Origin of the sequence: Limosilactobacillus avium (assembly GCF_947381485.1) — a bacterium.
GTDB lineage: Bacteria > Bacillota > Bacilli > Lactobacillales > Lactobacillaceae > Limosilactobacillus > Limosilactobacillus avium.
In genome coordinates this window covers 1-12,123 of the sequence record NZ_CANCWN010000007.1, presented here as the reverse complement: position 1 = coordinate 12,123, position 12,123 = coordinate 1, and the positions used below count along the sequence as shown (strand labels likewise).

Below are 12,123 nucleotides of genomic sequence, written 5' to 3'. Positions count from 1 at the left end.
AATATAAGTGAACAAGGAGTTACGACTGCGGTTGTAACTCCTTGTTTTTTGGGTCTCGCCATCTTTTAGCAAGCAGGTTATAATATAGCCAGTTAGCGTTAAAGGGGAGAGGTAAATTCATGAAACAGCAAAGTTATTCATACCCACTTGATCCTGACTGGACGACGGATGAGATGGAGACAGTGATTGCTTTTTTACGGATAGTTGAGGATGCATATGAAATTGGCGCTCCCCGTAGCAAGGTCTTGGAAAAGTACCGTGCATTTAAAAAGGTCGTCAACAGCAAAGCGGGGGAAAAGCAACTGGGGCGGCAGTTCGCTAAGAATTCTGGCTATCAGCTCTATACTGTTGTGAAACTTGCTTCAACGAGTCAAAAGAAAATGATTAAGGTGGCTGATGATTAATGACTGAAGAGATCGACGCGGCCGTTATTAAGTTGATTCAAAATGTTAATGAAATGACCCTCAAGCGAATGAACGAGCCCTTTCATGTCGCAGAAAAGACCAATTACAATGACTTGGTAACCACTGTTGATAAGGAAAACGAACGTTTTATTGACCAGCAACTGAAAATAATTGATCCGGGCTGTCGGATCTTAAGTGAGGAAGGATTTGGCACTCATAATCTGACGAGCCTTAGCGGTCATGTTTGGATTGTGGATCCAATCGATGGGACGCTTAACTTTGTCCGCCAGCATGATAATTTTGGTATTATGTTAGCCCTGTATGTTGATGGTCAGCCGACTCTGGGATATATCATGGACTGTGTTAACCGCCGCCTGTACCATGGTGGCAGGGGACAGGGCGTCTACGTTAATGAAAAACGGGTTGCGCCCCCAGTTAATCTCGACCTTCACCATGGCCTGGTGGCAATTAGTAGTCCCTTAATCTTAAGCAATGTTCATCACCTACCAGCGGTTGCCCAAGCAGCCAGCGGCCTTCGGATGTACGGCAGTGCGGCTAAGGAAATGATTGGTGTCTTAAGCGGTGAGTTAGTAGCTTACATTTCACACTTACGGCCGTGGGATCTGGCCGCTGGACGTGTTTTGGCCGAAGAACTGGGCCTTGTCGTTAAATCAATTGACGGCACCACGCCAGATGTGCTATCATCTAACCTTGTATTGGTAGCTACAACACAAGCCAGTGAGGATATTGCAAAGATTACTGGTTAGCTGTTAAGCTGTGACTAAATTGTCACAGTTTTTTTGTGAAATCGAAGCTGGAAGAGTGTATACTTATCCAGGAATAATTGTTTAAATGAAAGGAAGAACCAAGCAATGAAAAGACGTGACGACATTCGTAACATTGCGATCATTGCCCACGTTGACCACGGTAAGACAACCCTGGTTAACGAAATGCTGAAGCAATCAGATACTTTACCAGAGCACTTCTCAATCGAAGATCGTGCGATGGATACTAACGCAATCGAACGTGAACGGGGTATCACTATCCTGTCTAAGAACACTGCTGTTAAGTACGGTAAGTACCAAATCAACATCCTGGATACCCCAGGACACGCCGATTTCGGTGGTGAAGTGGAACGGGTTATGAAGATGGTTGACGGTGTCCTCCTGGTTGTTGATGCCTTTGAAGGAACGATGCCACAAACCCGCTTCGTTTTAAAGAAAGCATTGGAACAACACTTAACCCCAATTGTTGTCATCAACAAGGTTGATCGTAAGGGTGCTCGTCCGGAAGAAGTAGTTGACGAAGTTCTGGACCTCTTTATTGAATTAGGGGCCGATGAAGACCAACTTGACTTCCCAGTTGTTTACACTTCTGCCATGAATGGGACTTCTAGTTACGATTCCGACATTTCTACACAGGAACACACTATGAAGCCGCTGTTTGATACAATTATCAAGACCATTCCGGCGCCAGTTGACAACTCTGATGAACCACTTCAATTCCAAGTTGCTATCCTTGACTACAACGACTTTGTTGGCCGGATCGGTATTGGCCGGGTATTCCGGGGAACCATTAAGGTTGGGGATAACGTTACCCTCTTGAAACTTGATGGTTCTAAGAAGAACTTCCGGGTTACTAAGCTGTTTGGGTTCTTCGGGCTTAAGCGACTGGAAATTAAGGAAGCAAAAGCTGGGGACTTAATTGCTGTTTCCGGGATGGAAGACATCAACGTTGGTGAAACGGTTGCTGATCCTGACCACCCAGAAGCACTGACGCCACTGCGGATTGATCCACCGACACTGCGGATGACTTTCCGGACCAACGATTCACCATTTGCGGGCCGGGAAGGTAAGTTTGTGACTGCTCGTCAACTGGAAACTCGTCTGAAGCGTGAAATGCAGACCGATGTTTCCCTGAAGGTTGAAGACACGGATGATCCAGGTGCCTGGACGGTTTCTGGACGTGGTGAACTGCACCTTTCAATCCTGATTGAAACTTTGCGTCGTGAGGGTTACGAACTGTCTGTTTCACGGCCAGAAGTTATTTACCGTGAAGTTGATGGAACAATGTGCGAACCATTCGAAGAAGTCCAGATTGATACCCCTGATGAATACACCGGTGGTGTTATCGACAGCTTATCCAAGCGTAAGGGTGAAATGCAAAACATGGAACCCGGTGAAAATGGTCAGACGCGCCTGATCTTCCTCGCACCTTCACGGGGCTTGATTGGTTACTCCACTGAATTCATGACTCTTACCCGGGGATACGGAATCATGAGCCACACCTTTGAAAAGTACGCACCAGTTATCAAGAACTGGAACCCTGGTCGGCAAAAGGGAACGCTGGTTTCAATGAATGCCGGTAAGGCAACGACTTACGCAATGATGGGGATTGAAAGTCGTGGTCGTCTCCTGATTGACCCAGGTACGGAAGTTTACGAAGGGATGATCGTTGGTGAAAACAGCCGTGAAAACGACATTACTGTTAACATCACCAAGGGTAAGAACTTGACTAACGTTCGTGCAGCAGGTTCTGATGAAATGGCCCACATCAAGACACCAACTCACTTCTCCCTTGAAGAATCGCTTGAATTCTTGAACGAGGATGAATACTGTGAAGTAACTCCAGAAAACATTCGTCTACGGAAGAAGATTTTGAACACTAATGCACGTGAAAAGGAAGCAAAGCGCCGTCGTGCTGCTTCGCGGAAATAGTTACTGACTACGGAGGGAACTGGAAAGGACATTGGTCCTTAACCGGTTCCCTTTTTTCATCCGCGTAACCTTTTCTAAATTTAACATTAACGATTAATGTTATAATTAAATCTGTATTTTATTGGTTAAGGTAGGTGGCAGTTAATTAAAATGAGAAAATTACGGCTCCGGCGGCTTCCACTGAAGAGCGCATGGCAGGATATGCGCTACTGGGATTACTACTTACTTGTCCCGTTTTTAGTGCTTTGCTTGGCCGGAATAATCATGGTTTATTCTTCTAGTGCGGGCATCGAGATGCAAAACGGGGGAAGTCCGCAAAGCTACTTAGTAAAGCAGTCAATCTACGCCTTACTGGGAATGGGCTGTGTATTCTTCTTCGCTAACCTGTCGATGAAGCACTTACGAACACGGCGCTTTTTGCGGGATTCAACCTTCATAATGCTTTTCTTGCTGTTATTCGTCCTGGTTGTTGGCCGGGCAGTTAACGGGGCCAAGGGTTGGATTTCCCTGGGGCCAATTAATATTCAGCCAGCGGAATTTTGTAAGTTGTACTTAATCTTGTACCTGGCCGACCGGATGGCCAGGGCGCGGCAGAGTGGGTCCCACTTTCTGGACTCGGGTGCTGCCGCTGGTCCCCTCCTGTTTGCGTTCGCGTTTTTGATCCTGATCCTCGTTCAACCTGATACGGGGGGCTTCGCAATCAACTTCGCAATTATTGCGGTGATGTTGCTCGCCTGTGACTTCCGCTGGGGTTTCGGTATCGGCCTAATTGTTGGTGTGCCCACTGTTTGCTACTTCCTTTTGGAAAAAGCCATTGAGTCCGGACTCTTTCACGGTGGTTACCGGGCCCAACGATTCATTGCCTTTATGAACCCCTTTGGCAATGCCAGTGGCTCAGGGAGTCAACTGGTTAATTCCTATTACGCGATTAGTAACGGGGGAATTTTTGGTGTGGGCCTTGGTAATAGTATTCAAAAGATGGGTTACCTTCCCGAACCAAATACCGACTTTATCATGTCAATTGTGAGTGAGGAGTTGGGCCTGGTTGGGGTAACAGTCATTTTGGGTCTTTTACTATGTCTGATCTGTCGGATTATCCTGGTCGGTGTCCGGAGTAATTCACTATACCAAACCTTGATTTGTTATGGGACAGCGACTTTTATGATCATTGAAACGGCCTTTAACATTGGTGGTGTCTTGGGCCTTCTCCCAATCACCGGGGTTACTTTTCCCTTCATCAGTTACGGGGGATCTAGTATGCTGGTTTTGTCCAGTGCAGTGGGGATCATCATGAACATCAGTATCCAACAAAATAAGGGTCGCCTCCAAATGGGGAGACCGTTTGTGGCGAATGAAAGGGGTAATTATTAATGTTCAAATTAACCGCACGGCGCGCCCTAATTGTTTACATTAATGGTAACCGTGTTATTCGGACCCTCCGCCACTACGGAATGGTTCGTTATGTCTCGCGGCGGATGCACTATGTTGTACTGTATGTTGACCAGGACCAAGTAACAGCTGTTACAGACAGGCTAAAGAAACTGCGGGCAGTACGCAGGGTCGAGCAGTCCTACCGGCCAGACCTTGACCCCACCCTTACCGATTTGGAAATGACGGGAATATACAAATTGCATGATGAGGATGATAAAACATGAGAGTAGTTGCAGGAAAATTTGGTGGTCGCCGGCTTAGTGCGGTCCCGGGGATGGCGACCCGGCCGACCACTGACAAAGTCAAGGAAGCCCTGTTTAACATTATTGGCCCCTACTTTGACGGTGGACAGAGCCTGGACCTATTTGGCGGGAGTGGAGGTCTGAGTATTGAGGCCGTTTCCCGGGGAATCGATATGGCGGTATTGGTTGACCGCCAATACCAAGCCATTAAGACAATTAAGAAAAACATTGCGACCACCAAACATCCAGACCAATTCCAAGTCTATAAGATGGACGCCCACAAGGCTCTTAAGCTCTTGGGTAAGAAAGGGCAGGCTTTTAACCTGGTCTTTCTTGATCCCCCATACGCCAAGCAGCAAATCGTTAAGGACATGTCATTGATGGCGGAAAACGACCTGTTGGCAAATGGTGCAGTCATTGTTGCCGAGACAAATCAGGAAGCCAAGTTGCCAGACCATGACTGGGACCATTTTAAGTTCTGTAAACGGCAGTCCTATGGGATCACCGTCCTAACAATCTACCAATACGAAAAGGAGTAGAAATATGAAAATTGCATTATTTCCAGGAACCTTTGACCCCCTGACGCTGGGTCATCTTGACCTTATTAAGCGGGGGAGCGCCCTGTTTGACCAACTCGCGGTGGCGGTAATGACCAACGAGAGTAAGAAACCACTGTTTACCGTTGATGAACGTGTTGCGCAGGTAAAGGAAGCAGTTAGTGGGCTCGCTAATGTATCAGTCATCACTGCTCAGGGATTGACTGTTGACCTAATGAATAAAATTGGGGCCGATTACTTGATGCGGGGACTACGTAACACCGAAGACTTTCGCTATGAGCGTGATATTTCGGCAATGAATAACTACCTTGATGACCAGTGTGAAACGGTCTTCTTCTTGGCAAAGCCGGAATACCAGCACCTGTCGAGTAGTTTACTGAAGGAAGTAACCGCTGCAGGCGGTGATATTTCAGCCTACCTTCCCGCCAATATTAATACGGCCTTGAAGAAGCGTCTTGAAGAACGTCAACTGATGCAGGTGAAGGAAAGTAATGAAAAGACAAGATAAAAAGGTTCTGCGGTGGATTGGTGTTGCCCTGGTTGCCGTCCTCTTCGTTGCGTGGTCGCTTTTGTGGCCACTCAACTCCTACATTGAAGCACCCGGCAACGCCAGTAACCTCCGCTCATTTGTAAAAATTAAGGGACACCCGGACCCGGGGAAGGGAAGCTTTATGATTACTTCAGTTGCCCTCCAGCAGGCCCGGCCAGCAACTTACCTCATGGCAAAGATGGTCCCTTATTTGTCAATCGAGAGTGCTGATGACGTTACGGGCGGGCAAAATAACGCAACCTTTGACCGAGTACAAAAGTTTTATATGCAAAGCTCGATAAATGAAGCCATTGCGGTTGCCTATAAGGCCGCTCACCAGCCAGTAAGTAAGAAGTACCTGGGAATTTATGTCTTGCAGGTTCAACCGTCTTCAAAGTTTAAGAAGGTTATTCACGTTGGGGATACGATTACCAAGGTAAATGGCCGCCATTTCAACACGGCCCAGGGCTACCAAAAGTACATTGGTCGGCAAAGAGTTGGCAGTCCGTTGAAGGTGACCTTTAAGCGGAACGGTAAAGAACATACTGCCACGAGGAAACTCGTTCGGCTAACCAAAAAGCGCGCCGGAATTGGTATCATGTTGACCAATAATATGAAGGTTCACACGAGACCGGCCGTCAAGGTTGATCCAGGACAATTAGGGGGACCTTCTGGCGGACTGATGTTTACTTTGCAAATCTACCAGCAGATCAGTGGTCACGACTTACAACGGGGGCGCAAGATTGCCGGGACTGGGACAATTGACTCTGCCGGTCGGGTCGGTGAAATTGGCGGAATTGACAAGAAGGTTATCGCCGCCCACCGTGCCGGGGCAACGATTTTCTTTGCACCGTACGTTAAGCCCTCTAAGTTGCTTTTAAAATACGAGGAGGGTCACCAGACGAATTACCAGATGGCCAAGGCAACGGCCAAAAAATATGCACCAAACATGAAAGTTGTTCCGGTGACCAGCTTTAAGCAGGCGGTTAACTACCTGGAAAGCCACCGTTAACCATTTTAATAAAGAAACGGAAGATTAAGCTTTTCCGTTTCTTTTTTGTTTATTACCGTATTTATTAGGTGGAGGGGATGAAATGGAAAAAATAAGGGAATTATGGATGAACTACCGCAGCCAGCTAATTGGTGGAGCAATTGTCGTTACCCTCCTCCTCTTTTTTGTTGGCCGTTCGGTGACTAATCACGAAGCAAGCACTGATCAAAAATTTACAACCCCTGCTAGTACGTCGTCAACAAGCACTAGTTCGCTACACACCGGGCGAATTTGTGTTGATGTAAAAGGGGCGGTTAAGCGTCCCGGAGTATACCGCTTGGCTGGGGGCGCGCGGGTTGATGAAGCACTCCGCGCCGCTGGTGGACCATTACCCACGGCAGATATGCGCCAGGTCAATTTAGCAAAGGAACTTACTGACCAGCAAGCACTTTATGTGCCAACCCAGGGTGAGCAGGTACCAGCGGAATTGGCAGTGGGGAGCAGCACAACTCCTAGTGAAAGTAATGATAACAAGCCAATTGTTAATCTTAATTCGGCTAGCAAGGAGCAGCTTTGTCAAATTTCGGGGATCGGTGATAAGAAAGCGGATTTGATTTTGGAGTACCGCCAGCAGCATGGCCAATTTAAGAGTGTCGACGAGCTAAACCAGGTTTCGGGATTTGGCGAGAAAACCGTTGCTAAAATAAAAGATCAATTATCTGTCTAATTTTTTTGGCTAATGAACATTTTTTGCTATACTAAACTTAAATTAAGGGAGTGATAGAGTGAAAAAACGGATTGACTGGGATCAGTATTTTATGATCCAAGCAGCTTTGCTCGCCTCACGAAGCACGTGTACACGGCTTTCGGTGGGGGCGGTACTTGTTCGTGATAAACGAATCATTGCTGGTGGTTATAACGGGTCTGTTTCCGGCGATGACCACTGTATCGACAAAGGATGTTACCTTCGTGCGGGGCACTGTGTCCGGACAATTCACGCCGAGATGAATGCCTTGCTTCAGTGTGCTAAGTTCGGTATGTCAATGGATGGCGCCAGCCTGTACGTTACTGATTTTCCCTGCTTGCAATGCACGAAGAGCCTCCTCCAGGCGGGGATTAAGGAGATAAACTACATCCGTAACTACCACAATGATGATTACGCGATGAAGTTAATAAAGATGAAGAATGTCAAATTACGCCAAATTAAATTAGACACCAATATTCTTGATGAAGTTCACCTGGACCAGTACATCGATCCAGGTAACGGAGAAAAGTAGATTCGTCATTATTGGATTTTCCCGGCAATGCTAGCGGGAACTTTAGCAACGGCAATTGCGGCAGAAAATAAGTGGCTTCTTTTGATTGCTGGTTATCTTTTCTGGCGCATTTTTAAATTACGCCAACGAAAAGTACTGTTGATAAGCACCCTCGTTGCTGTCGGTTTAGCTCTCCTGACAGGATATTTTATTCATTGGGTCGGTGCCCACACGCTTCGGAATGTGCAAGCAGGGACCTGGCGAATTGTCGTCTATCCGGATGAGGTCAGGCATAATGGAAGTTTAGTCTTTTTTACGGCCCACTATCCTGGCGCACGGCAAAAGGACACAGCAATGGTCCGGGCACGGACGCCAGAAGAGTTATCCCGTTTTACCCGGTCAAAATTACCCACGGTTTGGCAGGTAACGGGGGACCGGCAGCCCATTATCCCGGCGACCAATGATAACCAATTTGATACCCAGCGCTACTATAATCAACGACGAATTTGCAATGAATTGCGCATCAAAGAGGTTAAAACGGTACGACCGTTGCGTCGGTACAACATTGCAGTTAGCTGTCACGTTATCCGCAGGCAACTGATTACGTTTTTTAACCGGATGCCCCGACCGCTCGCCGGTTATTGTCAACAATTGATAATCGGTGAGCAGACCCAGGACAATGGGGAATTGATGGAGAATGCAAAACGGCTGGGAATCATCCACCTTTTCTGTATCTCCGGAATGCACGTCGTCCTGTTGGTTACTTTGGTACGGATGGCCGCCAATTACTTGTGGCTCGACCTCGAACTGGTTAACTGGTGTTTATTATTCTTCTTGCCAGCCTATTTAATAATTGGCGGGGGCTCGGTTAGCCTTATTCGGGCGGTAATTATGATGGAGCTTATTCTTGGTCACCGAATACTAAAAATCGATGCCTTGGATGGCTGGGCAATTAGCCTTCTCATTGGAATGGCATGGAATCCCTATTTATTGTTAAACCTGGGTGGGCAACTGACTTATTTATTATCATTAGTCCTCCACGTGATCAACCCTCAGATAGGTAATTTTAAGCGGTGTTGGTGGCTTAGCCTCGTGAGCTTACCGTCAATATTAGCAAATGTCTATGAGGTTCACTGGCTAAGTTTTTTTGCCAGCTTTGTTATGATTCCATTCTTCTCTGTCGTTATTTTTCCGTTGGTGATGGTTAGCGCAGTTACCTATGACTGCGTTCCTTTGGTCGGACAGTTCGCAAACGAGGTGCTGATCTTCTTTCAGCACTCCTTGAGTACTGTCGGACAAATTCCGGGGATGATTCCCTTTGGAAAGCCACCACTGTTTTGGAGTCTTACCTTTTTTATCTTGACGCTCTGGCTTCTTGAGCGGCCATCATTTAAAAAATACGGTTACCTACTTGTTGCCTATCTGGTATGCTTCACGGCCATCCACCTTCCGCTCACGGGGGAAGTTACCTTCGTGGATATTGGTCAAGGAGACAGCATTCTGGTTCGGACCCCCCTTAACCGACGGGTGATGTTGATTGATACCGGGGGCAAGTTAAATTTTAAACAACCGCAGTGGGCGCGGGTGACCGTGCATAGCGACGGCGCGAAAAGGGCAACGATCAATTATTTGAAAAGTCGGGGAATTACGACCATTGATACGATTTATCTTAGCCATCATGATGCGGACCATATCGGCTATTTACCGACCTTTCTGAAGGAAATGCGGGTGCGTAAGATCGCCGTGCCGGCGGGGATGGAGGATCAGACACAGCTAATCAAACGGTTAAATGATGGTCACTTCACTGGACAGCTCCGGGGAGTTACCGACCGCAACCAAGTTGATCCGGAGTTAAGAATCCTTCATCCCTTTAATCGTGGTGATGGTAAGAACGAGGATTCGATGGCCTTAACTGGTAATTTTGGCGGGCAGTCGTTTATCTTCACCGGTGATTTAGACCGGCAAGGTGAACGGGCTATTTTACAACGTTATCCCGGCTTGAGGACTGACGTTCTTAAATTAGGGCACCACGGGAGTCGAACCGCCAGTGATCCCCAGTTTTTAGATGCCATTCGTCCCCAAATTGGAATTATCTCTGCTGGTCGGTTTAACCGCTATCACCACCCCAATGACGACGTTGTTGAAGAATTGAAGTGCAGAAACATAAAGCCACTTTCCACGCAGCAGTATGGAATGATAAAATACAATTATCGCGGCCAAAGTGGAAAGTGGCAGACTAAATTAAGGGGAGACGAGATAAAATGGACGTTGCCGAGCTCACTAAGCAATTGAAGACAAAAACACCAGCAATGGTGTACCTGGTATTAGGAACTCAGCAGGTGCTCTTAGATGAAGCCGTCCAGCAGTTTATTAAGTTGGTTCCGCCTGAACAGCGGGTCATGAATGTTGGTCGCTACGACATGGAAACAACCCCTGTGGCAACGGCCCTTGATGATGCAATGTCGGCGCCTTTCTTTGGGGAACGACGTCTGGTGCTGGTCAATAAACCCTTCTTTTTGACTAACGAAAGGGGAAAGGGAAAGATTGATCATGATATTCCCGGTCTCTTAACATACCTTGAACACCCTGAACCATCGACGACATTAGTGTTCTTGGCACCATATGAGAAACTTGATGGGCGCAAAAAGGTTGTTAAGGAACTAAAAAAGAGTGCAGTGGTGGTCGACGCGGCGCCATTGGATGAACGTCAGGCACGGCAACAAGTTGCTCGTGAACTAAAGGTCGCGGGATTCACCATTGACCAAGCGGCAATGGATGAACTTGTCCAACGAACCAATGCGGACTACGGGCTGATGAAAGCAAACGTGGAAAAATTAAAGATTCTTGCTTACCAAGAGAAGCATATTGATTCATCGATGGTGCAAAACTTGGTACCGCAATCACTCGACGAAAATGTGTTTGACCTGGTTACGGCGGTTTTAAAACACGACCAACCACGTTCTTTAAGCCTCTACCAGCAGCTACTAGCAGGGCAGCAGCAACCACTACAAATAAACGCCGTGCTGGTAAGCCAATTCCGCTTGCTGATCCAGCTTAAGGTCCTTGCTCACCGGGGCCTAAGTCAAGGAAGCATGGCGAGTCAACTAAATGTTCACCCGTACCGGGTAAAACTGGGCTTGCGGACGGTTCGACAGTTTTCAATGACGGCATTAGAGAATGCCTATCTAGGTCTAATTAATATCGAGCGGTCGTTAAAGACTACCCAACGCGATCCGGAGCTTCTCTTTCAGCTTTTTATGTTAAAGTATAGCCAGCGTTAAAATGAATCTAGGAAATAGAAAAAGGCCAGCAGAAACCTGCTGACCTTTTAATGTATGTTGAAGAAAGAAAAAAGGCAACTTCACACAAGTTGCCTTAACAAACTCACTACTTGTTGTAACGAGCTGACAGACGGGACTTGTCCCGAGCTGCTTTATTAGCCTTGATAAGACCCTTTGAGTGGGCACGGTCAATTGCTGAAATAGCGTCCTTGTATAATTGATCAAGGTCACCTTCACCAGCAAGCTTGGCCTTGTCGAACTTCTTAATAGTAGTCCGCATGTGGCTTAATTGGGAAGCGTTACGTGCTTCGGCCTTTTCACTAGTCTTAACACGTTCGATCGCTGATTTGATAATTGGCATGAGTTTCACCTCCGATACCCGGTATTCAGTTGACCAGAATTTTCAACATTTGTCATTATACAAAAGACTGGGCCTTATTGCAATAGTTTACCGGTAATAGCACGGCAATTGACGAAAAGAGTTGCAAAAATCCGGTAAATGACGTATATTATTATCGACGTTTAACGTCCTGCCTCTTCTCAGTTTGACGATCCTCACCGACGTCGTACTTAGAACTAGGCATACACAAATTTGAAAGGTGGGAAATTGATCATGGCTCTTTCTAAAGAACGTAAAGATGGCAGATTGCAAGAAATAACTTGAACGAATTTAATGACGTAAATTAAGCAGGAAGATCTCGATTGGTGTATGCCA

General features: G+C 46.8%; 13 protein-coding genes. 12 read left to right on the top strand and 1 reads right to left on the bottom strand.

Annotation, left to right across the window (positions count from 1 at the left end):
• Window positions 1-119 precede the first annotated feature (119 nt).
• The 12 genes from QOS01_RS03645 to holA all read left to right on the top strand — a co-directional run bounded on the left by QOS01_RS03645 (window position 120) and on the right by holA (window position 11,408).
• Window positions 120-404, top strand: a complete 285-nt coding sequence (locus QOS01_RS03645; RefSeq protein WP_283621161.1) for a UPF0223 family protein — start codon at window positions 120-122, stop codon at window positions 402-404.
• The gene (locus QOS01_RS03640; protein WP_283621160.1) at window positions 404-1,171 is read left to right on the top strand and encodes an inositol monophosphatase family protein; all 768 of its coding nucleotides are present in this window, start codon (window positions 404-406) and stop codon (window positions 1,169-1,171) included. The genes QOS01_RS03645 and QOS01_RS03640 overlap by 1 nt, the downstream gene beginning before the upstream one ends.
• Before the next feature lie 105 nt (window positions 1,172-1,276).
• Window positions 1,277-3,121 carry a translational GTPase TypA gene (gene typA / locus QOS01_RS03635; RefSeq protein WP_047769062.1) on the top strand — a complete coding sequence of 615 codons (1,845 nt, stop codon included), beginning with the start codon at window positions 1,277-1,279 and terminating at the stop codon, window positions 3,119-3,121.
• 150 nt (window positions 3,122-3,271) lie between these two features.
• Window positions 3,272-4,492, top strand: coding sequence for an FtsW/RodA/SpoVE family cell cycle protein (locus tag QOS01_RS03630; RefSeq protein WP_408612450.1), 1,221 nt, complete (start codon window positions 3,272-3,274; stop codon window positions 4,490-4,492).
• Window positions 4,492-4,776, top strand: a complete 285-nt coding sequence (locus tag QOS01_RS03625; RefSeq protein ID WP_283621159.1) for a YlbG family protein — start codon at window positions 4,492-4,494, stop codon at window positions 4,774-4,776. The genes QOS01_RS03630 and QOS01_RS03625 overlap by 1 nt, the downstream gene beginning before the upstream one ends.
• A complete protein-coding gene (rsmD, locus tag QOS01_RS03620) occupies window positions 4,773-5,333 on the top strand; it encodes a 16S rRNA (guanine(966)-N(2))-methyltransferase RsmD (protein ID WP_283621158.1) in 561 nt (186 codons plus the stop codon). Before QOS01_RS03625 ends, rsmD begins: the two co-directional genes overlap by 4 nt.
• Before the next feature lie 4 nt (window positions 5,334-5,337).
• Window positions 5,338-5,859: a pantetheine-phosphate adenylyltransferase gene (gene coaD / locus QOS01_RS03615; RefSeq protein WP_283621157.1), complete on the top strand. Its 522-nt coding sequence runs from the start codon at window positions 5,338-5,340 to the stop codon at window positions 5,857-5,859.
• Window positions 5,843-6,892 carry a SepM family pheromone-processing serine protease gene (locus QOS01_RS03610; RefSeq protein WP_283621156.1) on the top strand — a complete coding sequence of 350 codons (1,050 nt, stop codon included), beginning with the start codon at window positions 5,843-5,845 and terminating at the stop codon, window positions 6,890-6,892. Before coaD ends, QOS01_RS03610 begins: the two co-directional genes overlap by 17 nt.
• Window positions 6,893-6,974: 82 nt before the next feature.
• Window positions 6,975-7,598 carry a helix-hairpin-helix domain-containing protein gene (locus QOS01_RS03605; protein ID WP_283621155.1) on the top strand — a complete coding sequence of 208 codons (624 nt, stop codon included), beginning with the start codon at window positions 6,975-6,977 and terminating at the stop codon, window positions 7,596-7,598.
• 58 nt (window positions 7,599-7,656) lie between these two features.
• Window positions 7,657-8,148, top strand: coding sequence for a ComE operon protein 2 (locus QOS01_RS03600; RefSeq protein WP_283621154.1), 492 nt, complete (start codon window positions 7,657-7,659; stop codon window positions 8,146-8,148).
• Between the two features lie 27 nt (window positions 8,149-8,175).
• Window positions 8,176-10,419: a DNA internalization-related competence protein ComEC/Rec2 gene (locus QOS01_RS03595; protein WP_283621153.1), complete on the top strand. Its 2,244-nt coding sequence runs from the start codon at window positions 8,176-8,178 to the stop codon at window positions 10,417-10,419.
• Complete coding sequence (gene holA / locus QOS01_RS03590) at window positions 10,389-11,408, top strand: DNA polymerase III subunit delta (RefSeq protein WP_283621152.1); 1,020 nt, start codon at window positions 10,389-10,391, stop codon at window positions 11,406-11,408. Before QOS01_RS03595 ends, holA begins: the two co-directional genes overlap by 31 nt.
• Before the next feature lie 106 nt (window positions 11,409-11,514).
• Here holA and rpsT read toward each other — a convergent pair whose 3' ends face one another.
• On the bottom strand, window positions 11,515-11,769 hold the full coding sequence (gene rpsT / locus QOS01_RS03585) for a 30S ribosomal protein S20 (protein ID WP_283621151.1): 255 nt from the start codon (window positions 11,767-11,769) through the stop codon (window positions 11,515-11,517).
• Window positions 11,770-12,123 lie beyond the last annotated feature (354 nt).